At 50.1% G+C, this 26,310-nt stretch carries 25 protein-coding genes; 24 read left to right on the forward strand and 1 reads right to left on the reverse strand.

The features are described from left to right. Window position 1 precedes the first annotated feature (1 nt). From RDW05_RS02550 to RDW05_RS02585, 8 genes are all read left to right on the forward strand, one after another. Complete coding sequence (locus RDW05_RS02550; RefSeq protein ID WP_298881185.1) at window positions 2–337, forward strand: type II toxin-antitoxin system RelE/ParE family toxin; 336 nt, start codon at window positions 2–4, stop codon at window positions 335–337. A gap of 17 nt (window positions 338–354) precedes the next feature. After that, complete coding sequence (locus RDW05_RS02555) at window positions 355–1,641, forward strand: replication-associated recombination protein A (protein ID WP_307977733.1); 1,287 nt, start codon at window positions 355–357, stop codon at window positions 1,639–1,641. A 133-nt stretch (window positions 1,642–1,774) separates the two neighbouring features. Then, entirely contained in the window at window positions 1,775–2,443 is a 669-nt protein-coding gene (locus tag RDW05_RS02560) for a helix-turn-helix transcriptional regulator (RefSeq protein ID WP_009146278.1), read from the forward strand. After that, window positions 2,424–3,260: a pyruvate, water dikinase regulatory protein gene (locus tag RDW05_RS02565; RefSeq protein WP_367181690.1), complete on the forward strand. Its 837-nt coding sequence runs from the start codon at window positions 2,424–2,426 to the stop codon at window positions 3,258–3,260. Before RDW05_RS02560 ends, RDW05_RS02565 begins: the two co-directional genes overlap by 20 nt. Before the next feature lie 114 nt (window positions 3,261–3,374). After that, entirely contained in the window at window positions 3,375–3,665 is a 291-nt protein-coding gene (locus RDW05_RS02570) for a hypothetical protein (RefSeq protein WP_307977734.1), read from the forward strand. Window positions 3,666–3,799: 134 nt separating this feature from the next. Further along, on the forward strand, window positions 3,800–6,181 hold the full coding sequence (locus tag RDW05_RS02575; protein ID WP_307977735.1) for an endonuclease MutS2: 2,382 nt from the start codon (window positions 3,800–3,802) through the stop codon (window positions 6,179–6,181). Between the two features lie 21 nt (window positions 6,182–6,202). After that, complete coding sequence (locus RDW05_RS02580) at window positions 6,203–7,447, forward strand: aminotransferase class I/II-fold pyridoxal phosphate-dependent enzyme (protein WP_307977736.1); 1,245 nt, start codon at window positions 6,203–6,205, stop codon at window positions 7,445–7,447. Further along, the gene (locus RDW05_RS02585) at window positions 7,437–9,110 is read left to right on the forward strand and encodes a nucleoside kinase (protein WP_307977737.1); all 1,674 of its coding nucleotides are present in this window, start codon (window positions 7,437–7,439) and stop codon (window positions 9,108–9,110) included. The genes RDW05_RS02580 and RDW05_RS02585 overlap by 11 nt, the downstream gene beginning before the upstream one ends. 127 nt (window positions 9,111–9,237) lie before the next feature. On the opposite strand, the gene RDW05_RS02590 is transcribed toward RDW05_RS02585, so the two are convergent. Next, window positions 9,238–9,771, reverse strand: coding sequence for an ECF transporter S component (locus tag RDW05_RS02590; RefSeq protein WP_307977738.1), 534 nt, complete (start codon window positions 9,769–9,771; stop codon window positions 9,238–9,240). Window positions 9,772–9,986: 215 nt separating this feature from the next. On the opposite strand from RDW05_RS02590, the gene pyrH reads away from it, so the two are divergent. From pyrH to RDW05_RS02670, 16 genes are all read left to right on the forward strand, one after another. Continuing rightward, the gene (gene pyrH, locus RDW05_RS02595) at window positions 9,987–10,715 is read left to right on the forward strand and encodes a UMP kinase (protein WP_021721057.1); all 729 of its coding nucleotides are present in this window, start codon (window positions 9,987–9,989) and stop codon (window positions 10,713–10,715) included. Further along, window positions 10,715–11,278, forward strand: a complete 564-nt coding sequence (gene frr, locus RDW05_RS02600; protein ID WP_009146287.1) for a ribosome recycling factor — start codon at window positions 10,715–10,717, stop codon at window positions 11,276–11,278. Before pyrH ends, frr begins: the two co-directional genes overlap by 1 nt. Continuing rightward, window positions 11,278–11,481 carry a hypothetical protein gene (locus tag RDW05_RS02605; protein WP_293392049.1) on the forward strand — a complete coding sequence of 68 codons (204 nt, stop codon included), beginning with the start codon at window positions 11,278–11,280 and terminating at the stop codon, window positions 11,479–11,481. Before frr ends, RDW05_RS02605 begins: the two co-directional genes overlap by 1 nt. Window positions 11,482–11,498: 17 nt before the next feature. Then, window positions 11,499–11,663: a 4Fe-4S binding protein gene (locus RDW05_RS02610; protein WP_009146289.1), complete on the forward strand. Its 165-nt coding sequence runs from the start codon at window positions 11,499–11,501 to the stop codon at window positions 11,661–11,663. A gap of 123 nt (window positions 11,664–11,786) precedes the next feature. Then, entirely contained in the window at window positions 11,787–12,575 is a 789-nt protein-coding gene (locus RDW05_RS02615; protein ID WP_374111003.1) for an isoprenyl transferase, read from the forward strand. Between the two features lie 64 nt (window positions 12,576–12,639). Then, the gene (locus RDW05_RS02620; protein WP_307977740.1) at window positions 12,640–13,518 is read left to right on the forward strand and encodes a phosphatidate cytidylyltransferase; all 879 of its coding nucleotides are present in this window, start codon (window positions 12,640–12,642) and stop codon (window positions 13,516–13,518) included. 10 nt (window positions 13,519–13,528) lie between these two features. Further along, the gene (locus tag RDW05_RS02625) at window positions 13,529–14,680 is read left to right on the forward strand and encodes a 1-deoxy-D-xylulose-5-phosphate reductoisomerase (RefSeq protein WP_307977741.1); all 1,152 of its coding nucleotides are present in this window, start codon (window positions 13,529–13,531) and stop codon (window positions 14,678–14,680) included. Window positions 14,681–14,723: 43 nt separating this feature from the next. After that, window positions 14,724–15,740 (forward strand): RIP metalloprotease RseP, encoded by a 1,017-nt coding sequence (gene rseP / locus RDW05_RS02630; RefSeq protein ID WP_307977742.1) that lies wholly within the window; start codon window positions 14,724–14,726, stop codon window positions 15,738–15,740. 13 nt (window positions 15,741–15,753) lie between these two features. Beyond that, window positions 15,754–16,830 carry a flavodoxin-dependent (E)-4-hydroxy-3-methylbut-2-enyl-diphosphate synthase gene (gene ispG, locus RDW05_RS02635; protein ID WP_374111004.1) on the forward strand — a complete coding sequence of 359 codons (1,077 nt, stop codon included), beginning with the start codon at window positions 15,754–15,756 and terminating at the stop codon, window positions 16,828–16,830. After that, on the forward strand, window positions 16,830–18,539 hold the full coding sequence (locus RDW05_RS02640; protein WP_307977743.1) for a proline--tRNA ligase: 1,710 nt from the start codon (window positions 16,830–16,832) through the stop codon (window positions 18,537–18,539). Before ispG ends, RDW05_RS02640 begins: the two co-directional genes overlap by 1 nt. Window positions 18,540–18,608: 69 nt before the next feature. Continuing rightward, window positions 18,609–19,340 carry an MgtC/SapB family protein gene (locus RDW05_RS02645; RefSeq protein WP_210684617.1) on the forward strand — a complete coding sequence of 244 codons (732 nt, stop codon included), beginning with the start codon at window positions 18,609–18,611 and terminating at the stop codon, window positions 19,338–19,340. Window positions 19,341–19,535: 195 nt separating this feature from the next. Continuing rightward, window positions 19,536–23,261 (forward strand): PolC-type DNA polymerase III, encoded by a 3,726-nt coding sequence (locus tag RDW05_RS02650; protein WP_307977744.1) that lies wholly within the window; start codon window positions 19,536–19,538, stop codon window positions 23,259–23,261. Window positions 23,262–23,275: 14 nt separating this feature from the next. After that, the gene (locus RDW05_RS02655) at window positions 23,276–23,662 is read left to right on the forward strand and encodes a DUF3783 domain-containing protein (RefSeq protein ID WP_307977745.1); all 387 of its coding nucleotides are present in this window, start codon (window positions 23,276–23,278) and stop codon (window positions 23,660–23,662) included. A 100-nt stretch (window positions 23,663–23,762) separates the two neighbouring features. After that, window positions 23,763–24,254: a YajQ family cyclic di-GMP-binding protein gene (locus RDW05_RS02660; RefSeq protein ID WP_009146299.1), complete on the forward strand. Its 492-nt coding sequence runs from the start codon at window positions 23,763–23,765 to the stop codon at window positions 24,252–24,254. A gap of 33 nt (window positions 24,255–24,287) precedes the next feature. After that, on the forward strand, window positions 24,288–24,689 hold the full coding sequence (locus RDW05_RS02665) for a YkvA family protein (RefSeq protein WP_307977746.1): 402 nt from the start codon (window positions 24,288–24,290) through the stop codon (window positions 24,687–24,689). 481 nt (window positions 24,690–25,170) lie between these two features. Next, window positions 25,171–26,304, forward strand: a complete 1,134-nt coding sequence (locus RDW05_RS02670) for an MBL fold metallo-hydrolase (protein ID WP_307977747.1) — start codon at window positions 25,171–25,173, stop codon at window positions 26,302–26,304. Window positions 26,305–26,310: the final 6 nt, after the last annotated feature.

The following is a 26,310-nucleotide window of genomic DNA, read 5'->3' on the forward strand; positions in this document are numbered from 1 at the left end:
AATGGAAAAACAGTACAGAGTTAATATTACGCATGATGCTTATAGGCAGATGGAAACAATCAGAGATTATATAGCTTATGAGCTGATGTCACCGAAAGCTGCCAAAAATCTTTTGGCGACTTTTAGAAAAGAAATTTTGCTTTTACAGTGGACTCCTGGTATGTATGCTTTAGTTGAGGAAGCAAATTGCAGAAAAAAAGGTGTGCGTAGATTTCCTGTGAAGAATTTCCTGGTTTATTATTGGATTGATGAATATAATAAATTAGTGAATGTAATCGCAGTTATTTATGCCAGAAGAGATCAGCTCAAGCAATTAGAGAATCTGGATTTGGAATAAAATAGAGAGTGACGATCATGGAAAATCTATTCGGTAATTTATTTGAAACTGAAAAGCGACAGACAAAGCCTTTGGCTGACCGCATGCGTCCCGAACGCCTCAGCGACTTTGTAGGGCAGGAGAACGCCGTGGGCGCAGGCAGTCCGTTGCGCCGTATGATTGAGCGTGATGTGCTGCAGTCCGTACTCTTTTACGGACCTCCGGGAACAGGCAAAACAACGCTGGCGAAGGTCATCGCGCATGTTACCGGCGAAAAGTTTGAAGCCATCAATGCCGTTTCCAGCGGTGTGCCCGAGCTGCGCAAGCTCATCGCCAAGGCGCAGGAGGACAGACGCAACGGACGCGGCCGTACTATCGTGTTTATCGACGAGATTCATCGCTTCAACAAGGCGCAGCAGGATGTTCTGCTTCCCTATGTGGAAAACGGAACGATAGTGCTCATCGGTGCTACTACCGAAAACCCTTTTTTCGAAATAAATTCGCCGCTGCTTTCGCGTATGAAGGTGGTGCGTTTGGAAAAGCTGCAGGCACCGCAGATTCAGCAGATTTTGGAACGTGCAATTGCCGACTCGGAGCGTGGTTTTGGCAACAGCTTTAAGGCAGAGCCTGAGGCGCTGAGGATTATTGCCGATTTTGCAGCAGGTGATGCCCGCAGTGCGCTGAATATTCTGGAACAGGCAGAGTTCATGCTGCCGGAGGAGGGCGAGCGTGTGCTGACGGTGGCAACGCTGCGCAGCGTTATCGGTACGGCGCTGCAGCGTTACGATAAAAAGGGCGACCAGCATTATGATATCATCAGCGCTTTTATAAAAAGCATGCGCGGCGGCGATGCGGATGCAGCGCTGCATTATCTGGCGCGCATGATTGAGGGCGGTGAGGACGTGCGCTTTGTGGCGCGTCGCGTTGTTATCTGCGCGGCGGAGGATGTAGGCCTGGCGGACCCGCAGGCGTTGGTGGTAGCCAATGCTGCGGCGCAGGCTGCCGATTTTGTAGGCTGGCCTGAGGCGCAGATACCGTTGGCGGAGGCGGTGTGTTATATTGCCAACGCACCCAAGAGCAACACGGCCTATATGGGCATTGCCAAGGCGCGTGCTGATGTGCGCAGCCGTAACTGCGGCAGTGTGCCTAAGCATCTGCGTGATGCGCATTATCCCGGTGCCGCCAAGCTGGGGCATGGCGTAGATTATAAATATCCGCATAACTTCCCCGGGGGCTGGGTGGAGCAGCAGTACCTGCCGGATGAGCTGGTGGGAACGCGCTATTACATTCCCAGCGGTCACGGTCAGGATAAGGGGCGCAGATAAAAATAACACAATTAGAAATTTAAGCTATACAGCTAAATTTTGCAGAAATTATTTGTGACGTAATCTAGCATTTTTTCTGTTAATAGTGTATACTATACCTATATTATAGACTATTGTATTAGACAGAAAGGGTGTGAAGATCATAGCTTTAAGCAACAGGCAGAAGCAAATTGCTGAAATTGTACGTCTGGACGGACCTATTACCGGCGAGCATATAGCCGAAAGGCTGAATGTAACCCGCGCTGCCTTACGCAGTGATCTGGCAATCCTTGTTATGGGCGGTATTCTTGATGCGAGACCGAAGGTTGGTTATTTTTATACCGGTAAAAATACTTTGGGTATGCTGATGGAAGAAATTTCTGCTATTACTGTGCAGGATCTGCAGTCGGTACCGGTAGCGATTAAACATGACAAGAGCGCCTACGAAGCAGTTGTTACCATGTTTCTTGAGGATGTCGGAACGGTGTTCGTGCTGGATGAGGAAGGCATGCTGAACGGCATTTTGTCGCGAAAGGATTTACTGAAGGCTGCTATCAATAATAATGATTTGCGTGATATTCCCGTGGTCATGGTGATGACGCCGATTTCCAAAATCATTGTAGCTACTCCGGATGAGCCTGCCGCTTCGGCAGCTCGCAGACTGATTGACAATGAAATCGACTGTCTGCCGGTAGTAAAAATCATTGATGAAAAGAAGCGCATGTATCAGGTGCTGGGACGTATCACAAAAACTAATTTTACTCGTCTGCTGGTAGATCTGGCTGAGGGTAAGGGGGGTAATTATCATAATAACGAAGCTTAATCCGGTTATTTATGCTGTATCTGACTCTATTGGTGAAACTGCGGAGTCCGTAGTTAAGGCAACTACCAGTCAGTTCGTAGAAGAAAAATTTGATGTTATCCGTGTTCCTTACGTTAAAGACAAGGAACAGATTGATAAAATTGTAGAAGAGGCTGCAGCTAATCATGCGGTTATCTGCTACACAATCGTATCGCCGGAGCTGCGCGAGCATATGGCGGACAAGGCTATGAGCAGTGATGTTGAGGTAGTCGATGTTTTGGGACCAATGCTGAAATCCATTGAAAAGTCTACCGGTCTGCTGCCGAAAAATCAGGCTGGCCTGATTCACTCTCTGGACCACGAATACTTCAAGCGTGTTGAGGCTGTGGAATTTGCTGTTAAATACGATGATGGCAAAAATCCTTTGGGCCTGCTGAAGGCGGACGTTGTTATTATCGGCGTTTCCCGTACCTCCAAAACACCGCTGAGCATGTATCTGGCACACAAGCAGATTAAGGTTGCCAACGTGCCGCTGGTACCGGAGCTGGCTCCGCCTGAAGAGCTCTTCAAGGTGCCTCCGTATAAGATTATCGGCCTGTTGATTGACCCGTTCAAGCTGAACGAAATCCGCAGCGAGCGCCTGAAAACCATGGGCCTGTCCGATACTGCAACCTATGCCGATATGAAGCGTATTGATGATGAGCTGGCTTACGCTAAGGGCATTATGCGCCGTCTGCACTGCCAGATTATCAACGTTTCCAACCGTGCGATTGAAGAAACCGCCGGCATTATCATGGAGTATGTGCGCAAGAACAAGGAACGCCATCACGAAAACTAAATCAGTGTAGCTCTGAGCTGCTGTTGCAGTGAGTCAGAAAGTAAACGGCCATTGGCAGCAAAGCGTCTGCCGGTGGCCGTTTTTGGATAAAGAGGGTTGAAGGAGGTTGCCTTAGTGCACAGATACGTTTTTCATATTCCCTGCGCTGTTTATGAGAACGGTGCTTTGAAGTCTGCTCCGTGGCAGCAGGTGATAGATGAGTTTGCTGAGGTGCTGTATAAGCATACGGACGGCTTTTTCGTGCAAGATGCCGTGGGCTATTATAAGGGACGCTGCTATGCGGAAAAGCTGCTGGTGGCCTATACCGCTGCCGATATAACAGATGATTTTGTGCGTATTGCCCGCATTTTAGAGCAGGAATGCTATGCCTACGAGCGTGACGGTGAGCTTTTTATCGCTAAGTGATGCCTGCACTTTTAACGGATTGCGTTTTTATGCAGCCTCGGTAAGAGGGAATAGCTGTTGCAGGCAGTAGCACAAAGCTTTGCAAATATGCTATAATAATATATTATGATTTAGATTTAGAGGTGCAAAAAACTATGGCACGCTTTGCTGTAAAGACATTAGAATTTGATAAAGTAAAAAATATGCTGGCCTCCAAGGCCGCAACCTTTTTAGGCAAGCAGGCAATAATTTCCCTGCAGATTGAAAGTGAATTCAGTAAGGTTAAGCGCCTGCAGGAGGAAACTGCGGAAGCACTGCGCATTTTGGATGAAGGCAGACGTTTCCCTTTCGGCGGTGCGTTTAATATTACGGCAGACGTGAAGCGTGCGGAGCTTGGCAGTGTGCTGGAGCCGGAGGAGCTGCAGCATATCCAGACAACGGTGCAGGCCTTTGCTTCGATGAAGGATTTCACTGCAGAAAATGCGGAAACAGCGCCTAATTTGGCTGAATATGGTGCGGAGCTGACGCAGTTCAGCCGTTTGGAAAAGCAGATTGGCAGTGCGATTGACGAGCATGGCGAAATTAAGGACAACGCTTCACCGAAGCTTGGCGGTCTGCGTACTGCGATTCAGATTGCAAAAAACCGCGTGAAGGAAAAGCTCGACAGCATTCTGCATGACCCCAATAACCAGAAGTATTTCATGGATAATATCGTGACGATGCGCGGTGACCGCTATGTTATCCCTGTAAAGCAGGAATATAAGATGAACTTCCCCGGCATTGTGCATGACCAGAGCGGTACTGGTGCAACGCTGTTTATCGAGCCGCTGGCTGTTGTCAACCTGAACAATGATATCAAGCGTTATGTTGCGGAGGAGCACGAGGAAATCGAGCGTATTCTGCGTCAGCTTACGCAGAACGTGGGCGCGGAGGCGAAGGCGTTGCTGGCTTCGCTGGAAATCTTTACTACGCTGGACGTTATCTGTGCCAGAGCTTTACTGGCGCAGGAGCAGCATGCGGTACGCCCGATGCTGGTGCTGAGCGGAGGTGTGGAAATTGCGCAGGGACGTCACCCGCTGCTGCCGAAGGATACGGTGGTGCCTTTGGACGTACAGCTGGGCGATAAATTCACCATGCTGCTGATTACCGGCCCCAACACCGGCGGTAAAACGGTAGCACTAAAGGCTGTAGGCCTCTTTGCGCTGATGGCGCAAATCGGTCTGTTTATCCCTGCAAGCAGTGCCAAGCTGCCGGTGTTCCGCGCAGTTTATGCGGATATCGGCGATGAGCAGAGCATTGAGCAGAGCCTGTCAACCTTCTCTGCCCATATGACGAATTTAATCAGCATTTTAAACGAGGTTAAAGCAGGAGATTTGGTGCTGATTGACGAAATCTGTGCCGGTACGGACCCGAACGAGGGCGCTGCGCTGGCTATGGCGATGCTGGAGCACCTGCATGAGCAGGGCGTGCTGACGATGGTAACAACCCACTACAGTGAGCTGAAAACCTTTGCCTATGGTCACGAGGGCATGGAAAATGCCAGCGTGGAGTTTGACCCTGTATCACTGCGTCCTACCTATCGCTTGCTGATGGGCGTGCCGGGAAGCAGTAATGCCTTCAACATCAGCCGCCGTCTGGGCCTGGCTGAGGATATTATCCAAAATGCCGGCGAGCTGCTGAACCAGGAGCATGTGCATATGGAAAATGTACTGCAGGAGCTGGACAGCGAACGTCGCCGTTATGAAAGCGGCAGCAAGGAGATTGAGGACCTGCGCCGTGAAAGCGAGCAGCTGCGTAACGCGCTGGCGTACTCCAAGAGCGAGTTTGAGCGCCGTAAGAATGAAATGCTGCGCAAGGCGCGTGAGCAGGCGGACGAAATCTACCGCCGCAGCCGCCGTGAATCCGAAGCAGTGCTGAAGGAGCTGCGCTCCATGAAGGCTGACTTCGATACGAAGCGCCTGGAGCAGGCGGCCGAAGAGGCGCGCAAGAAGCTCAACAAGACATTGAGCGAGGACGCACCGTTGCCGGAGGGCGCACCGTTATCTGCCAAGACGGCCAAGAAGGGCCTGAATGTCTTTGTTGTTTCCTTAGGAAAGAATGGTGTTATTACCGATGTCAACGGCAACGATGTAACAGTGCAGGTTGGTATCCTGAAAATGACTGTGCCGGCAAAAAAATGCCTGCTGACCAAGGCACAGCCTGCGCATACCGATGCTGCGCCTAAAAAGCGCAAGGGCTTCAGCAAGAATGCTGCTGCCAATTACGCACACCAGATGTTCATTGCCAAATCAGGCAGTGCCAAACAGGAAATTGATTTGCGCGGGATGACGCTGGATGAAGCAATTCCCGTTGTAGATAAAGCTATTGATGATGCACTGATTGCCGGTATCGGCCAGCTGCGACTCATCCATGGCAAGGGAACCGGTGCCTTGCGCGCCGGACTGACAGCGTATCTGTCGACCAACCGCTTTGTCAAGAAGCTGGAAACGGCAGCGCTGGAGGCCGGTGGCAGTGGCGCTACGGTAATTGATTTGTAATTTTGAAAGGAGTAGTTAACTATGACTATGAGTATTGCTGCAAAACACGCTAAGGGTAAATCTGCCCAAGATAAAATTTTCGGTGCTAACGCTGCTGCTGTGGCAGCAGCTGCCAAATACGGCAAGGATGCCGTTACCAACGCTACCATCGGCGCTATTTTAGACGAGGATGAAAAGCTCGTCTGCCTGCCGACTGTAGAGGAGGTTTTCCGCGGTCTTTCCACCAACGAAATGATTGCTTACGCACCTATCAGCGGTCTGCCTGAATATCTGGACTGTGTTCTGACTGCTGCCTTCGGCAACTCCCGTCCGGAAGGCTACATTTCTGCAGTTGCAACCGCAGGCGGCACCGGTGCTATCCACCATGCTATCTGGAACTACACCGATAACGGTGACACCGTGCTCTGCTCCGACTGGTATTGGGGCGCTTACAAAGTACTGTGCCAGGATATGGGCCGTAATTTTACCACCTATAAAATGCTGGATGAAAACAATAAGTTCAACCTGCCTGCTTTGAAGGAAAAGGTTGACGAGCTGCTTGCTAAGCAGGATAACCTGCTGTATCTGCTGAATACTCCTGCACACAATCCTACCGGCTACAGCCTGAGCAGTGAGGATATGGACGGCGTGCTGGCAATTCTGAAGGAAGCTGCCGTACCGGGCAAAAATATCGTTTTCTTCCTGGACGTTGCTTACATTGATTATGCAGGCGAAAAAGAAGAAGTACGCAAAATCTTTAAAAAGCTTTCCGGTCTGCCTGCCAACATTCTTTGCATTGTCGGCTACAGCATGTCCAAAGGCTTCACCATGTACGGTCAGCGTACCGGCGCTATGATCGGCGTTTCCTCCGACAAGAGCGTTATCGACGAGTTTGCTGCTATTAACCAATACACCAGCCGCGCAACCTGGTCCAACATCAACCGTCCGGCAATGCGCACTCTGGCAACCATCTACAGCGATCCCGAGCTGCTGGCAAAGGTTTGCGCTGAACGTGATTACTATTATCAGATGATTAAAGCCCGTGCCGACTTGTTCACTAAGGAAGCGGAAGAATGCGGTCTGCCGATGCTGCCGTACGTAGCAGGCTTTTTCCTGTCTATTCCTGCTAAAAACCCGGACGCAATCTGCGACAAGCTGCATGAGGACAACATTTTTGCAGTTCCTCTGGCTGCAGGCGTACGCATCGCTGTCTGCGCCGTACCTCTGAAGAAAATCAAGGGTATGGCTGCTAAGGTCAACGCTGCAATGCAAGCCGTTGGCGAATAAAATGCTTAAGCTGCAGTTGTCCAATGGACAAATTATCGAAGTAGAGGAGGGCAGCACACTGCTGCCTTTAGCTCAAAAATTGAGCGATAAATATGCTTCTCCCATCGTTATGGGACTCTATAACGGTGAGGAATGTGACCTGCAGCGTCCGCTTACTGCCGACGGCACTGTTGATTTCGTGGAAGTCAACAATTCCGTAGGCATGCGTGTTTATGTGCGCACGCTGCTGTTTATGCTGATTGCGGCAACCAAAAAGCTTTATCCCGATGTACATCTGGAGGTGCGCAACTCCCTGGGAAGCGCGCTCTACTGCAAGGATAACAGCGAGCGTAAGCTCACCGCAGAGGATATCCGCAGCATTGAAGAATATATGCACCGGATGGTGCAGCGCAAAGAGCCTGTCAAGCTGTTGCGCCTGCCTAAATCCGAGGCTATTGATATGGCCTGCGCTAACTGCAGCGATGATAACCTGGCGCTGTTGGCTCAGGTGCCCGATGACACCGTGCTGACGATTAACCTTCTGGAGGGCGTCCCCGGTTATCTCTTCGGCCCCATGTGCCCGGATGCCGGCTATGTGCCGCATTTTGAGCTGCTGCCGTATGCTGATGGTGTGATTATCAATTACCCTGATGACGGCAACTGGCAGGTGCTGCCGCCCTTTGTAGACCAGCCGCGCCTTAACGATGCCTATCAGGAGGCAGAAGAATGGTCTGCCATGATTCATTGCAATACTGTTGGCAAGCTCAATAAAATTATTGATTTAGGCTATGCAGAAAAGATTATTCAGGTAGCGGAAGCGCTGCATGAAAAGAAGCTGGCTAATATTGCCGATATTCTGGCAAGTCACCATGAGCTGAAGCTGGTGCTGATTGCAGGTCCGTCCTCTTCCGGCAAGACCTCTACGGCACAGCGTCTGAGCATTCAGATGGCTGTAAACGGCCTGCGTCCGATTGCCATTTCCATGGACGATTATTATAAAAACCGTGTAGATTCACCGCGTAAGGCTGACGGCAGCTATGATTTTGAATGCCTGGAGGCTATCGACCTGGAGCTGTTCAACGATCATTTGCAGCGTCTGCTGGCAGGTGAAAAGGTCAAAATGCCCAAGTACAATTTCCGTACCGGCTGCCGTGAATATCGTGGTAATGAGCTGCAGCTACAGGAAAATTCCGTGCTGGTTATCGAAGGCATCCACGGCCTGAACGAAAAGCTGACACCGTCCGTACCGGTGGAACATAAAATTAAAATTTACGTCAGTGCGCTGACGCCCATGTCCTTTGACGAGTACAACCGCATCCGTACTACCGATATGCGTCTGCTGCGCCGCATGGTGCGCGACAGTCAGTTCCGTTCGCATGATGCGGAAACTACGCTGAAAACCTGGTCCGACGTGCGTGAGGGTGAAGAAAAATATATCTTCCCGTATCAGAGCAGTGCCGATATTATTTTCAATACTACGCTGATTTACGAATTTGCTGTACTGAAAAAATATGCGGAGCCGCTGCTGCGTGCTGTACCGCAGTCCGCAGGCATGGCCTATACTACTGCGCGCCGTCTGCTGAACATTTTAAGCTACGTTAAGCCGTTGGAGGATGAGGTTATTCCCAATAACTCTATCCTGCGCGAATTTATCGGCGGCAGCGTGTTTAAGGATGCACTGTGATTGCAAAAACAAAATATTGCGATTGGTCTGCTGCCAAGGTTGTTTGACGGGGCAGCAGGCAGACACAAATAAAAAAGCTGTTGTACGTTTGCTTGCGTACAACAGCTTTTGTGTTAGCGGTAAAAAATTATTTGCGGAATATTTTGTCGAAGCGCTCCAGCAGACCGGCCTTGAAGCAAAGCACCAGGCCGCCGACAGCGCCGACTGCTGCCTGCAGAATCTGGTAGGGCAGCTTGATATAAGCGTAGTGCGGTGTGCTGTAAATAAAGGCACGTCCCAGAGAATAACCTACAACCATGATGACAGCGCCCAAAATTACGCCGAGAGCAGCGCCCTTGAAGCTTACCTTGCCACCGCGGTGTGCCAAGAGGCAGATGACAACAGCCTGAATGCCGTGAGTAACCAGAGAAACGAACATCGGTGTCGGGTAGAAGAATAAATCGCCCAAGAAGGCACCAACGCCGCCGACGATGAAGGCAGCCTTGGGGTTGTCCAGCAGAATTGCTGCCGTGCAGATGATAACATCATTGAGATATAAATGGCCGCCCGGTACCGGAAGACCGAAGGAGCTCATCATAATATTGAGCGCCATAAACAGTGCGGTGATGCAGATTGCCAGGGTGGCGTTACTTTTTTGTGCGTTACGTTCTATATGTTCCATATAAACATTCCCCTCTTTATAAGATGATAAAAACTATTATATCTCTGTTTGGTTATAATAATATTGCCAGAACAGAAAAATTATCTATGGTCAGATTAGCCGGGGAATTTCTTTCGCTAATTCTTCATAAAATTTTTGGTAGAATAAAGCAGGTATTTTTGGTATAATTATTGAATAGAGTATAGGAATAAGTAAAAAAATGGGAGGTCGCTATCGTGACAGAACTTAAGAAATTCAAACGTGTAGTTTTAAAGCTTAGTGGTGAAGCCCTGGCCGGTGAAAAAGGCTTTGGCATTGATCCGACAGTAGTATATGCCTTGGCCAAGCAAATCAAGGCTGTAGTTGAGACAGGGGTAGAGGTTGCTATCGTTAACGGCGGCGGTAACTTCTGGCGCGGACTCAGCGGCAGCAACAAAGGCATGGACCGTGCTACTGCTGACTACATGGGAATGCTGGCAACCGTTATCAACTCTTTGGCGTTGCAGGATGCTTTGGAAAACTTAGAGGTTCCGACCCGTGTGCAGACCGCTATTGAAATGCGTCAGATTGCAGAACCCTACATTCGTCGCCGTGCTATCCGCCATATGGAAAAAGCAAGAGTCGTTATTTTTGCCGCAGGTACCGGTAACCCCTATTTCTCCACCGATACCACCGCTGCTCTGCGTGCTGCGGAAATCGAAGCAGATGCTATCCTGATGGCTAAAAAAGGCGTAGATGGTGTTTATGACAGCGATCCGGCAGTTAATCCGGATGCGAAGAAATTTGATGAGCTGCCTTACATCGAGGTTATCAAACGTCATCTCAGCGTAATGGATTCCACTGCAATCAGCCTGTGCATGGATAACAACATTCCTATTGTAGTATTTAATATTGATGAACCGGGTAACATTCTGCGTGCTGCTGCAGGCGAAAAAATTGGTACCCTGGTGGGAGGTAAGGAATAATGGCAACAGTTAATGAAATTATCAGCGGTATCGAGAGCAAGATGGAAAAATCCGTTGCTGCTCTGCGTGTGGATCTGGCAAGCCTGCGTGCTGGTCGTGCAACTCCCTCTCTGCTGGAGAAGGTTATGGTTGATTACTACGGTTCCCCGACACCTGTGACTCAGGTGGCAAGCGTAACCGTACCGGAACCGCGTATGATTGTTATTCAACCGTGGGAGAAAAACATTCTGAAGGATATCGAAAAAGCAATTATGAAATCTGATCTCGGTCTGAACCCGAACAGCGATGGTATCTGCATTCGTCTGAACCTGCCACAGCTGACAGAAGAACGCCGTAAGGATCTGGTTAAGGTTGTACATAAAAAAGCCGAGGAATACCGTGTTGTAGTCCGCAACTTGCGCCGTGATGCCAACGATGCTATCAAAAAGACCGAAAAGGCTAAGGAAATCACCGAGGACGAGGCTAAGAAGGGTACTGAAAAGGTACAGAAGCTGACAGATAAGGTTATGAAAGAAATCGATGCTGCAGCTGCTAACAAAGAAAAAGAAGTAATGGAAGTATAATGGAAATTCCACAGGTTTTGGCACTGCCTCTCCAGGAGGCTGTCCGTCGCCTGGAGGCCGCAGGCTGCACCTATGAGGTGCAGCCTCTGCTGCCGCCACGTGCAAGCGAGGCAGACTTTGAAGGGCGCGAGGTGCGCAGATATGTAGTAAGACAACAGCAGTTGTCTGCTAATAGATTAGCTCTTACCATTGTGTATAGATAAGGAAGGAGGTGCGACGAATGGCTCTGAAAATTGATAAGGATTCTTGCGTAGGCTGCGGTACTTGTGCTGCTACCTGCCCCGTTGGCGCTATTACTGAAGTTGACGGCAAATATGAAATCGGTGAAGACTGCGTAGAATGCGGCGCTTGCGCTGCTAGCTGCCCGGTTGGCGCTATCGAGTAATTCAAGACTGCAATGCAAAATCAGGAAGGCGGCCTCCCGCAAGGGGGAGGCTCGCCTCTTCTTTAATCATGGAAAAAAGTAAAGAAAACTAAAAGCAAGTTACAAATTTTAGCGAAAGGCTTGATGCTTGTGTTTAGAGGCTTGTTTCAAACAAAAAATAAGACTAAGAATAATATCGTAATGCATACTGAGGATCTGGATATGCAGAATATTCCTCAGCATATTGCTATTATTATGGATGGTAACGGTCGCTGGGCTAAGGCTCAGGGCAAGGTGCGTACCTTTGGCCATCAGGCCGGAGCAGAAACACTGAAAACTATTGTCAGAGCAGCTGATAAGCTGGGAGTTAAGGTTATCAGTGCTTATGCATTTTCAACCGAAAACTGGAAGCGTCCGGTGACGGAAGTAAACTTCATCATGGAGCTTTTGAGCCGTTACCTGACCAATGAGATTGACGAATTTAACGAAAATAACGTACAGGTGCGTTTTATCGGCTCGCGTAAAGGTCTGCCTGAGATTGTGCAGCAGAAGATGGAGCACGCAATAGAGGCAACGAAAAACAACACCGGTATTATTTTGAATTTGGCTATAAACTACGGCGGACAGGCAGAAATCCTGCATGCTGTGCGTACCATTGCGGCAGAAGCTGCCAACGGTACTCTTGCCGTAGACGATATAGATAATAATGTGATTGAAAACCATTTGTATACCAAGGGCCTGCCTGCGCCGGATCTGCTTATCCGTCCGGGCGGTGATTTACGTATCAGCAACTTTTTACTCTGGCAGATTGCTTATGCGGAAATCTGGACGACCAAGGTGTACTGGCCGGAGTTTACGCCGGATCATCTGGTGGAGGCAATTTTGGCTTATCAAGGGCGCGAGCGCCGTTTCGGCGGTTTAGTCAGCCGGTAAGACGCCATATACTTTGTCAGGGCTCCAATCAATTTTATAATTCAAAGAAGGATGTATTTTAACTATGTTAACACGTATTATTACCGGTGTAATCGGTATTATTGCGGCAGTCGGCATTATCACTAAGGGTGGCATGTTTTTTAATGCTGCTGTTGCTGTTTTGGCTGCTGTTGCCTGGTACGAATACCACAAGATGGTGGAGAACAAGGGCTATCATGCCTACACGCTGACCGGTGGCGTTGGCGCACTGCTGATGGTGCTGGTTGCCGGTGCAGGCTATTATTTTGAGCTGGAGGGCGTTTATACGCTGGCATTTATTGTGATGCTCACAGCGCTGTTCTTCATTTTCAGTACAATTGAGGGCCTGTGGCTGCATTGCAACCGAGGTGAGCAGCATTGGGCAGAAAACAGTGCGCTTACTGCCTGGGGTATGCTGTACTGCGGTCTTTTGTTTGCGCACATTATTCTGCTGCGCACCTTTGACGGCGGTCCGCATATCGATTTGGGCTTCCGTGTATTTGAGTACGGCGAAATCTGCCTGTGGATTGTGCTTTTGGGCACTTGGGCCAGCGATACCTTTGCATATTTCTTCGGCCGTGCCTTCGGCAAGACTCCATTCTGCAGCGTCAGCCCGAAGAAATCCTTTGAGGGCGCTGTCTGCGGCTTTGTCGGCTGCTTTGTGACTGTACTGTTTCTGTGCATTATCTGCTTGGGCATTGCCCTGTGGCATGCTGTGGCAGTGGCGCTGGCGGTGGCAATTTTTGCTCCGGTCGGCGATTTGATCGAATCCATTGTCAAACGCAGCTTTGATATCAAGGATTCCGGTAAAATTTTCCCCGGTCACGGCGGTGTGCTGGACCGTTTCGACAGTCTGCTGTTTACGGCACCGGTTGTGTATTATCTGCTGATGATTATCAGCGCTTTATCTATGTTTCAAGAATAGAGGATAGCAAATGAAGAATATTTCTATTTTGGGCAGTACAGGCTCTATCGGCCGTCAGACCCTGGAGGTTGCTGCTGCCAATCCTGAAAAGCTGAAGGTACGCGCGTTGGCTGCGCATAAAAGCGATGAGCTTTTGGAGCAGCAGATTAAGCAGTTTGAGCCTGATATTGCCGTTTTGACGGATAAGGACGCTGCTAAACGTTTGGCTGACCGCTATCACGGCAAGACGGAAATCTTAGCCGGGGAGGAAGGTCTTCTGGCTGCTGCTACCTACGAGGGAGCGGATACCGTTCTCGGTTCTATGGTAGGCTATGCCGGCCTGCGCCCGACGTTGGCTGCTATTGCCTGCGGCAAGAACATTGCGCTGGCTAATAAGGAAACGCTTGTTGCTGCCGGCAGCATTGTTATGGAGGCTGTGCGTAAGCATGGTGTAAGCCTGACTCCTGTGGACAGTGAGCACAGCGCTATTTTCCAATCTCTGCGCGGCAGTACGGAAAAGGAAGTCAAGCGCCTGATTATTACGGCGAGCGGCGGCCCGTTCCGCAGCAAAAAACGCAGTGAGCTGGAAAATGTTACCCTCGAGCAATGCCTCAATCACCCAAATTGGAGCATGGGACAGAAGGTAACGCTTGATTCCTCTACATTGGCCAATAAGGGCCTGGAGGTTATGGAGGCACATTGGCTGTTTGATATGCCTTATGATAAAATTGCGGTCGTTGTGCATCCGCAGAGCATCGTACACAGTCTGGTAGAATTTTGCGACGGCAGTGTGATTGCCCAACTGGGTGTGCCTGATATGCGTCTGCCGATTCAGTTCGCTTTGAGCTGGCCGGAGCGCTATGATTACAGCTTTGAACAGCTTGATCTTGTTGCTGCGGGTAACCTTACCTTTGAAGCACCTGATTTAGAAGCATTTCCTTCCTTGAAGATTGCTATTGACTGCGGTAAGGCCGGCGGCACTCTGCCCTGTGCCTTTAATGCTGCCAACGAGGAGGCTGTATATGCCTTTTTGGCAGGCAAAATTAAATATTTGGATATCCCTTATATCACTGCTACGGTTACAGCGCAGCATAACAATGTTCTGCGTCCGCAGCTGGAGGATATTGAAGCAACGGATGCCTGGGCGCGTGCTGCTGCCCAAGTGGTTATTGCTAAATTATAGACTGAAGGCCGGCAAAGCTTGCCGACTATCGTAAGGAGGTAAAATGCTAACAATATTAGCCGCTGTTTTTGTTTTTGGTGTGCTGGTTACGGTACATGAATTCGGTCATTTTATTACGGCGAAGCTCACAGGTATGCGTGTTGATGAATTTGCCATCGGCTTTGGTCCTAAGTTGTATCAGCAAAAGGACGGCGATACTCTGTACAGCCTGCGGGCTATTCCTCTGGGTGGCTATAATAAAATCGCAGGTATGGATCCTGACGATCCGCCTGAACCGGGAACCTTTAAATCTAAGCCGATTCCCTCCAGAATGCTGGTTATTCTGGCAGGTGCGCTGATGAATTTCCTGTTGCCTATTATTCTTTTTAGCGGCATTTTTATGCTGGAGGGCAGACAGGAGCTGGTGAACGAACCAATCCTGGGCTCTGTTGTAGACGGCATGGCTGCGGAAAGAGCGGGACTGCGTAACGGCGACCGCATTCTGACGATTAACAATAAGCCTGTTGCTACCTGGACTGAGGTTGTTACCAATTTGCGTGCCAGCGGTACTAATCCGGTAACGCTGACAGCAGAAAGCCAGGGCGCTGTAAAAAGCTACACCATGACTCCCGTGTATGACAGAGAGGCAGGCCGTCCCTTAATCGGCATCAGCCCCAAGTTTAACAAGGTCAGCCTGGGCTTTTTCGGCTCAATAAAAGAAGGCTGCGTATATACCAAAAATATTATCGTTTCTATGCTGAACGGCCTGTACAAGATTGTTTCCGGTAAGGCTCCGGCTGAGGTGGCCGGTCCTATCGGTGTGGCGCAGATGGCCGGTCAGGTGGCGGAAAAGGGCATGCTGCCGTTGATTACCTTTGTTGCCTTTTTGAGCATCAACCTGGGCGTTATCAACCTGCTGCCGCTGCCGGCACTGGACGGCGGACACTTTGTACTGCTGCTTTTGGAAGGCCTGCGCGGTAAACCGCTCGGCAGCAGGGCTATGACAAACATCCAGATGGTTGGTATTGCGCTGATTTTAGCGCTGACAGTATTTTCCACCTTTAAGGATATAACACGTTAAGAGGTGAACGAAAGTGATAGAACGTAGAAAAACCCGTCAGCTGCATGTAGGCAGCGTGGCTGTGGGCGGCGATGCTCCGATTGCCGTTCAGTCTATGACTAACACACATACAGACGATGCTGCTGCAACCTTGGAGCAGATTCAGCGTCTGGCAGATGCAGGCTGTGATATTATCCGCTGTGCCGTGCCTGATATGGCAGCGGCGGAGGGCCTGAAAACAATTTGTAAGGAAAGTCCGATTCCTGTCATTGCCGATATTCATTTTGATTATAAGCTGGCTTTGGCAGCGATTGAAGCAGGCGTTGACGGCCTGCGCTTAAACCCCGGCAATATCGGCGGCGAGGAGAAGGTGCGCGCTGTGGTGGAAGCAGCGAAGGAACGCAATATTCCTATCCGCATCGGTGTTAACGCCGGCTCCCTGCCGAAGAATTTGCTGGAAAAATACGGCCATCCAACCGCGAAGGCTCTTGTGGAGGCGGCTTGGCGCCACGTCCGCATTCTCGAAGCGATGGATTACCGTAACATTAAGATTTCGCTCAAGGCACACGATGTGCCGCTGACACTGGAGGCTTATCGTCTGATGGCAGCGCAGTGTGATTATCCGTTGCATGTCGGCATTACGGAGGCAGGCACCGTCAACAGCGGTATTATCAAATCCGCAGTAGGCATCGGTACGCTGCTTGCCGAAGGCATCGGCGATACTATTCGCGTTTCGCTGACCGGTGACCCGGTAAACGAGGTGCGTGTGGCTTATGATATTCTGAAGTCCTTGGGACTGCGTGAGCACGGACCTACTTTAATCAGCTGCCCGACCTGCGGACGCACCCGCATCAGTCTGGAAAAGCTGGCGCTGGAGGTTGAACGCCGTCTGGCGGATGTTGAAGAACCCATTACGGTTGCCGTTATGGGATGTGTGGTCAACGGACCCGGTGAAGCGCGTGAGGCTGACGTCGGCATTGCCGGCGGCATCGGCGAGGGACTTGTTTTCCGCAAGGGCGAAATCCTGCGCAAGGTTCCCGAAGAGCAGCTTGTAAGCGAGCTTTTTGCTGAAATAGATAAAATTTTACTTGAGAGGAAGGTATCCCGTTAATGAAAGTTTCTAAAATGTATGCACCCACTCTGCGTGAGGTTCCGTCCGAGGCTGAAATCCCGAGCCATCAGCTGTTGCTGCGTGCCGGTTTTATGCGTAAATCCACCAATGGCATGTACACCTATCTGCCGCTGGCTTGGCGTGTTATTAAAAAAATCGAAAATATTATCCGCGAAGAGATGGACCATGCAGGCTGCCAGGAAATCATGATGCCGATTATGCAGCCGGCAGAAATCTGGAAGGAAAGCGGCCGTTGGGACGCTTACGGCGCAGAAATGGTACGCTTGAAGGACCGTCACGGTCATGAATACTGCCTTGGTCCTACCCATGAGGAAATGGTTACTACCCTGGTTAAGAACGATGTGCGTTCCTATCGTCAGCTGCCGCTGAACCTGTACCAGATTCAGGACAAATTCCGTGACGAACGTCGTCCGCGCTTCGGCCTGATGCGCAGCCGTGACTTCATCATGAAGGATGGCTATTCCTTCGACCGTGATGAAGCAGGTCTGGACGTTTCCTATAAGGCTATGTATGATGCTTATGACAAAATCTTTACCCGCTGCGGTCTGAACTTCCGTCCGGTAGAAGCAGACAGCGGTGCTATCGGCGGTACCGGCAGCCATGAGTTCATGGTGCTGGCAGACAGCGGTGAAGCAGAAATTACCTACTGCACCAAATGTGATTACGCTGCCGATATCGAAAAGGCAGAGCTGTATCCGATAGAGGCTCCGGCAGAAGAAATGCAGGAGCTGAGCGAGGTTGAAACTCCGAACTGCAAGACTATTGCCGACGTTTGCGCTTTCCTCAACGCTCCGATTGAAAAATCCGTAAAGGCTGTTGCTTACCAATGCGAAAAAGGCCTGGTACTGTGCTTTGTTCGCGGTGACCACGAGGTTAACGAAACCAAAGTACAAAACACCGTAGGCGCAGTTGAGCTGGAAATGGCTGAGGCAGAGCTGTTGGCTAAGGCAGGCACTGTCGGCGGTTACATGGGCCCTGTAGGCCTTGACCCTGAAAAGGTTATTATCGTTTGCGATGCAACCGTTATGAATATGCACAATGTTTGCTGTGGTGCTAACCATGAAGGCTTCCACTACATCAACGCTAACCCGGGACGTGACTTCACTCCGACCTACGTTGCCGATATCCGTCTGATGGCTGAAGGCGATCCCTGCCCGCACTGCGGCGCTCCGATTGCTAAGGCTCGCGGCATTGAAGCAGGTCAGGTATTCAAGTTGCACACCAAATACAGCGCAGCTATGAAATGCACCTATCTGGATGAAAACGGCAAAGAGCAGCCGATGGTAATGGGCTGCTACGGTATCGGCGTAGGCCGTACTATGGCTGCCTGCGTTGAACAGAGCCATGATGCCGACGGTATGATCTGGCCTGTTGCTATCGCTCCGTATGAAGTGCTTGTTGTACCTGTAAACGTAAAGGATGAAGCATCCTTTGCTAAGGCTGAGGAAATCTATAACGAGCTGCACAAAGCAGGCGTTGAGGTTGTTATCGACGACCGCAAGGAGCGTCCGGGCGTAAAATTCAAGGACGCAGATTTAATCGGCTATCCGCTGCGCGTAGTTGTAGGTCCTAAGACTCTGCAGACCGGCGAGCTGGAAGTAAAAGTTCGTAAGACCGGTGAAGTAAGCATGCTGCCGCTGGACGGTGATTATATCACTGCTATCAGGGAGATGCTGCAAAAGCTGTAAAAATAACTCAGTTCCCGTGTCTGCGCCCGGCGCAGGCAGAGGGAACGGAAGCTGTGAGGTGATACTGGCATGGATTTGATTAATACTTCTTTTTTGCATAACAAAGAGGTTGTTATGGTTATCAGGCTGGTTGTTGCTGCAATTCTCGGCGGTATTGTCGGTATAGAAAGAGGCAGTGGTGACCGTCCTGCCGGTTTCCGTACGCATATTCTTGTGTGCGTGGGCTCGGCGCTGTTTATGCTTGTTTCGCTTTACGGCTTTGATGATGTCTATCCTCAGACTGCCAAGCTGGAGGAGGATATCGGCCAACGCCGTGACTCAGCTCGTATTGCTGCTCAGGTTGTCAGCGGCATCGGCTTTCTCGGCGCAGGCACTATTCTGCATGAGGGTTTAACTATTCGCGGCCTGACAACTGCTGCCAGCCTGTGGATGGTTTCTGCAATCGGCCTTGCTGCCGGCAGCGGTATGTACTTCCTCAGCAGTGTGGCAACCATTATCACCATGATAACTCTTGTTACCTTTCATACCTGGGAAAAGCGCTTTGCTGCCAACAACCGCAGCGACCGCCAGTTTGTCCGCATCATTACTACCAATCGCTCTGGTGCCATAACCGATGTTACCGGTTATCTGTCCCTTAACGGCGTACAGGTAAAATCGCTGAACGTAAAGCGCGATAAGGAAAAGAATCGTCTGGTGCTGGAGGTCTTTCTGAAGCTTGGCAAAACTGCGCCCGATGGTGGAGATTTGGTAAGAGGGTTGCAGGGGATTGAGGGTGTGGTTGGTGTCGAAAACATGCGATAAGGGAGATAAGCAATAGCACGCCATCTGCGTTGTTGCGTCGCCTCGACGTACTAAAAGTACGCCGTCGGCATCCGCGCCTAGCATCTGACGCACTCTAGCTTATCTCAGAAAAACAGAGGAAGATAGCACGCCATCTGCGTTACTATATAATCCCTACCAACAATTTCTTCCGTCATTATTAGGAAAGGATTTAATGTGAATAAAAAATATTGCCTGATTCCTGATGAAGAAAAATTTTATAGTTTTTTGGCTTCGCTGACCTTTTCCCCGGTGGAACTGATGCAGCTGAAGCTGATGCATATTAATCAGATTTGTGTAGACGAGTCTGCCTGTCAGTGGGAGGTGCACTTTAGCTGCGCCGCCCATCTTACCGGCGGTTTGATTCAGAAGGCGGCGCAGCAGCTTGCAGCCGCTTTTTCTTTGCAAAGCGTAGATATGATTTGCGACGGCGATGGCTCCAAATGCCAGATGATGCAGCGTGAGCCGCAGCTAGAGGTAGAAATTACCGATTGCACTGGAGAACCGTTGCCGGAGGAAATTCCTCTGCCGCCTGAGCCTCCCAATATTGATATTGGCGAAACGATGCCACCGGAGCCTCCTTGTGAAGCATCCTACAATAATCCTGAGGCTGATCCTGATTACCTGCAGGCGATGGCTGCCTTATACGGTGAAAAGAAGGCAGACGGACAGCTGTGGGGCAAAAAAATCAAGGGCACACCGCGTAAGCTGGATACCGTGACTGAGGAAGAGCGCAACGTTGTTATTGAAGGTACCTTTGTCAAAAGCCTGGATAAGGATGGCGCGCTGCAGACCTTTATTGATAAGGAAACGCGCGTCGGCTCCATTGTCCTGACCTTTAACGTGAGTGATGATACCGGCGGTATTTTCGTTAAGCTACGCTTTGACAAGCGCGACGGCGGCGACCCGCGTAAGGAATGCAATGAGTTTAAAAATCTGCTGAAGCCCGGTATGCGCCTGCGTCTGCAGGGTGATGTTGCCCCCGACCGCTTTGCCTTTGACGAGATGTGCATGGTGCCTCGCGGCATTATGAAGCTCGATGCCAAGGAGGAGCGCATGGATAATGCTGAGGTCAAGAGGGTTGAGCTGCATTGCCATACGAAGATGAGTAAGCTTGATGGCCTGACGCCGATGGAGGGACTTGTAAAGCAGGCTATCCGTTGGGGCCACAAGGCTTTGGCGATTACCGATCATGGCGTAGTGCAGGCCTTTCCGTTCTGCTTTGATGCGGCGGAGGGCAGTGACCTGAAGCTGATTTTCGGCATGGAGGGCTATCTTATCAGCGACCGCAAGACGAAGGACGATGCTGTTGATACGGAAAATCCTGATGCTGCGACTAAGGGCAAAAGCAAAATCAGCAGCCATCATATTATTATTCTGGCGAAGAATGAGGTTGGTCTGCGTAACCTGTACCAGCTCGTTACTATCAGCCACTTGCGTTATCTGAATAAACGTCCGTTGCTGCCACGCGCCGTTATCGAGGAGCATCGTGAAGGTCTGATTCTCGGCTCGGCCTGCGAGGCAGGCGAGCTTTATCGTGCTGTGCGCTTAGGTGCGAGTGATGAGGAGCTGGAGGAAATCGCCGGTTTCTATGATTATCTGGAAATCCAGCCTACGGGCAATAACCAGTTTTTAGTACGTGAAAATTACTGCACGGAGGAAGATTTGCGGGAGCATAACCGCAAAATCTATGAGCTTGGCAAGCGCTTGGGCAAGCTTACTGTAGCAACCTGCGACGTGCATTTCCTCAATCCTGAGGATGCACAGCTGCGTGCGATTCTGCAGGCCGGTCAGGGCTACAAGGATGCGGATTTGCAGCCGCCGCTGTACTTGCACACTACGGAGGAGATGCTCGAGGAGTTCTCTTATTTGGGCGAGGAGGCAGCCTACGAGGTTGTTGTTACCAATACCAATAAGATTGCGGATATGATTGAACGTATTAAGCCTGTTCCCGACCGCGACCAGCTGTATTCACCTTCTATTCCCGGTGCGGAGGATGCCGTGCGTGATTTGTCCTATGCCAAGGCGCATGAATGGTACGGAGAAACGCTGCCGCAGATTGTTGAGGACCGCTTAAAGATGGAGTTGGATGCTATTATCGGCCACGGCTTCTCCGTATTGTATTACATTGCGCATAAGCTGGTTAAGCATTCTATCGACCGCGGTTACTTGGTAGGCTCGCGTGGCAGTGTAGGCTCGTCTTTTGTTGCTACGATGCTGGATATTACCGAGGTTAATGCGCTGAAGCCGCATTACCGCTGTCCGCATTGCCGTCACAGCGAATTCTTTATGAACAATGAGGTCGACAGCGGCTTTGACCTGCCGCCGAAGGATTGCCCCGAATGCGGCACCAGAATGCTGCGCGACGGTCACGATATCCCGTTTGCGGTTTTCCTGGGCTTCCATGGTGATAAGGTTCCTGATATCGATTTGAACTTCTCCGGCGGTATTGATCCCGATGATCCGTCCGCTATGTCCGACCAGAGTGTGGCGCACAAGTACACCGAGGAGCTTTTCGGCCGCGACAATGTTTGCCGCGCCGGTACTATTGCTACCATCGCCAACAAAACGGCGATAGGCTTTATCAGAAAATATTACGAGGCCAAGAATCTGCATGTGCATCCTGCGCATGTGGCAGCGCTGGTTGAAGGCTTTGCCGGCATCAAGCGCACTACGGGCCAGCATCCCGGCGGCATCATGGTTGTGCCGCGTAATATGGATATCCATTATATTACGCCGATGAACCGTCCTGCCGATGATAAGGATGGCACTACGATTACTACTCACTACGATTATCACAGCATCAATGACCGTCTGGTTAAGCTGGATATTCTGGGCCACGATGATCCGATGGTTCTGAAGATGTTGGAAAAATATCTGCAGGAGGATGTAGATCCCAACTTTGATCCCAAGAAGATTCCTGTGGGCGATGAGGCAACAATGCGTATCTTCCAGGATACAACATCGCTCGGCGTTACGCCGGAGCAGATTGACAGTGCCGTCGGCACTTTCGGTATCCCGGAATGCGGTACCAAGTTTGTACGTCAGATGATTAGCGACGTACAGCCGAAGAAATTCAGTGAGGTTGTGCGTGTATCCGGTTATTCGCACGGTACTGACGTATGGCTGAACAATGCGCAGGATTTGATTAAGGAAGGCAAGCCTGTTGCCGAAACTATCTCTACGCGTGACGACGTTATGACGCACCTTATTTCCAAGGGCGTAGAGCCCAGTCTGGCGTTTAAGACGATGGAGCACGTGCGTAAGGGCAAGGCGGCGAAAAAAGGTCTGGAGCCGAAAATGCTCGAGGCTATGCGTGCGGTAAATATTCCAGAATGGTATATCAAGTCCTGCGAAAAGGTACAGTATCTGTTCCCGAAGGCGCACGCCGTTGCGTACGTTTTGATGGCGTACCGCATTGCCTATTGCAAGGTGCATTACCCTAAGGAGTTTTATGCAGCGTACTTTACGGTACGTGCCAAGGATTTTGATTATACCCATGTTTCCAAGGGTAAGGCTTATGTGAAGAATTTTATCAAGAATGTTTACCAGCAGGGCTTTAAGGCTTCGCCGCTGGATAAAACAACGGTTACTTATCTGGAGCTGGTTAATGAGATGCTGGAGCGCGGTCTGAGCTTTGATAAGATGGATTTGTATAAGTCGGACCCGATTAAATTCCTGGTTACGGAAAACGGCCTGCGTCCGCCCTTGGCTGCTTTGGGCGGTGTAGGTGAAAACGCTGCCAAAAGCATTGCTGCGGCGAGGGACATCAACCGGCCGTTTATCTCTCAGGAGGATTTGCGCCAGCGCTCCGGTGTCAACAAGAGTGTTATCGAAAAGCTGGCAGACATGGGCGTTTTGGGCGATTTGCCGGAAAATAACCAGATTGATTTGTTTGCTTGAGATAGGAGAATCATATGCAAAAAATAATTTTAGCCTATAATTTTACGCCGGAGCGCTTGCAGGCGCTGAAGCTGATTTGCATGATGTTGCGGGCGCAGCTGCGCGCCGTGGCGCGCAAAGAGCTGCTGCAGCCTGTCGGCTATCTGGCAGGCTTGCCCGAGGTGGCGTCTGTAGAAGAGCTTTACAGCGGTGACGAGGGGCAGGAGGAAATGCTGCTCATGTGCGGCTTCAGCCGTCAGGACTTGGACAGACTGTTGGCTGCCGTTAAAAAGGGCAAGCTGCGTCAGGTGGCGCTGAAGGCGATGCTGACCCCCACCAACTGTACCTGGAGCGGCCTGCAGCTTTTGCAGGAGCTGAGCCAGGAGCATGCTTATATGCACGGTAAGAATGCCGGCAAATAAGCAAAATTGCCGGTTAATGTACTTTTACTGGCATTAAAGCGTTTTCTTTGATATAATTAGGCATGATAAACTTTAGCTACATTTTAGGAGGATAATAATAATGGCAAAAGATAGTTCCTTTGACGTTGTTTCCCAAGTTGATATGCAGGAGATGGATAACGCTGTTAATCAGGTTAAAAAAGAGATTGACCAGCGTTATGATTTCCGCGGCAGCAATGCTTCCATCGAGCTCGGTGAGAAGGAAGTAAAAATTGCAGCTGAGGACGAATACAAGCTGGGCGCAATTTTAGATATGCTGCGTCAAAAGATGGCAAAACGCGGTATTCCTCTGCGTTGCCTGGTTCCGGGAAAGATTGAGCCGGCTGCAAAGGGTACTGTACGTCAATCTCTGGAAATCCAACAGGGTATTTCCAAAGAGAACGGCAAAAAAATCGTGGCAGCTATCAAGGCTTCCAAGCTGAAGGTAACTGCTCAGATTCAGGATGACCAGGTACGTGTTGCGGGTGCGAAGAAGGATGACCTGCAGGCTGTTATCCAACTGCTGAAGGCTGGCGATTTTGGCGTAGACCTGCAATTCATCAACATGCGCTAAGCATTCGTCCACGGTCAGGAAAGAGTGGAGCAAATGACAGAAGACAAAGACTTTGACAAAAAGAAAATCAATGAGAACGAGCTGCGTAAGTATGCTGACAACTACAGCGAGGAGGATTTACTGCACAAGATCAGTAAGTTTGGTGCTCATATAGGCCTGGAGCTGCTGTATAAGGTTGCTCAGCTGTGGTGCGTACTGCAAAAGCCGGAGGTTCCTGCGAAGGATAAGGCGTTGATTATGGGCGCCTTAGGGTATTTGATTTCTCCGTTGGATTTTATTCCGGATTTGACGCCGGTGCTGGGCTATAGCGATGATCTTGTGGCAATCAGCTTTGCAATGCTGAAGGTACAGGGTTATATTGATGATGAGGTCAAGGCTGAGGCGAAGGCGCTGTTGGCGAAGGTTTTTGATGGGAATGCTGTTGCGAAGCTTTGAGTGCTTTGGACTAAGGGGCGCTGCCGGAAGGCAGCGCTTTTTTTTTGCGCCAGCTTCCGGTAATGCAATGATTAATGCAACAGTTTGGTTGGCGTGCCCATATTATGCTGCTGTAAAAAAATACATAGAGCAATGGTAAAGCTTTGGCTGCGGCTAAGGCTTTTTTTGTTGCGCAAATTTACGCGCTGTTTCTTCAGTTGCTAAAAATTAGCTATTAGCTTCTTAAGCACAAAAAAATAAAAAATATTTCCTGTTCCGTGCCGCTTTGGCAAAAATACTGCAGATATAAATAGTGAAGGAAGAAAAAATATGGCCTTAGCACATCAGAGGTTCAGCAATGCACGCACCTTTTTTTCCATGATATTTTAAATCCTTCAAAGTATAATCATGTTGAAATAAAAAATATCACAAAAGCAATGATAGACAGAAACTGTCACTGTCACTTGCTATACTGATATCAGCAAACAGAAAGGAGGAAGACATGCGACAAAAAGATATCTATTTTATGCCCTTGGGAGGCGCTCAAAGCGTAGGCCGTAGCTGCTACTACCTGCGTCTGGGACAGAGTAACATCCTGCTCGATTGTGGCCTTCAGCGCATCAACGGAGCAACTTGTTCCCCGGATTTTCGCAGCCTGCTTACCTCGCAATTCATGGAAAGCATGCAGCAGCTTGACCACGTTTACATCTCTCATGCGCACACCGACCATGTCGGCTACCTGCCGCAGCTCATGCAGATGGCACCTCAGGCTTCCGTTTACATGACACTGCAGACAAAGCAGCTTGCCGAATACCGTCTGATTGCCAATAGCAGTCAGACGGGAGCAGTCGAAGCTTCGCGTTTGTTAAGCAACGTTGCGCCTGTCAATTACCTGCAAAAAATCAAGCAGCGTGATTACACAGTCACCTTTTTTCCGGCGGGGCATATCCCCGGCGCTATGATGACACTGTTTGAATATGCAGGCCGCAAAATTCTCTACACTGGTGACTACTCATTGCAATCAGCTTTCGGCCTTGATGGCTGCTGGCTGCCAGATGACCTGGAGGTAGACGTACTGCTGATGTGCGCACTGCATGCCAAGCAGCCCTACAGTGTTCGTGAAAAGAACACACTTCCACAGCGCATCAGTGAAGTTATGAGCAACCTGCGCTATGGGCAATCTGTTTATCTGCAGGCCTTTGACCCCGGCAGAGTGCTGGAGCTCTTAATGGCGCTCAACCGCGAGATGGAGCAGAGCGGGCAGGTTTATCCAATCTATCTTGAGCCGGAGGTCATGGCCGCCGTGCATGTGATGGAAAGCCTGCAGCTGCCGGTACTGCAGCAAAACAACTACAGCAGCTTTTATGCCGGTGCAGCACATCCCCACGTTGTTATCGGTACCAAGCGCAAGGAGCAGGTAAGCTGGCGTTATCGTATTTTTGGCAATGCCTATACGCTGCATGAGGACTACGGGGAAATGCTTAGCTTCATTCGCAGGCTGAATCCACGTCAGGCCTATCTGGTGCATTGTGCCGATGGCTATTATGGTCACACCGTGGAGCAGGAGCTCATGCGTGATGCCCAATGCCGTACTCAGGTAGTGTTTCCTGAGGAAGGCGATATTTATACAATCTAAGAATTA

Origin of the sequence: uncultured Phascolarctobacterium sp. (genome assembly GCF_902463975.1) — a bacterium.
GTDB lineage: Bacteria > Bacillota > Negativicutes > Acidaminococcales > Acidaminococcaceae > Phascolarctobacterium_A.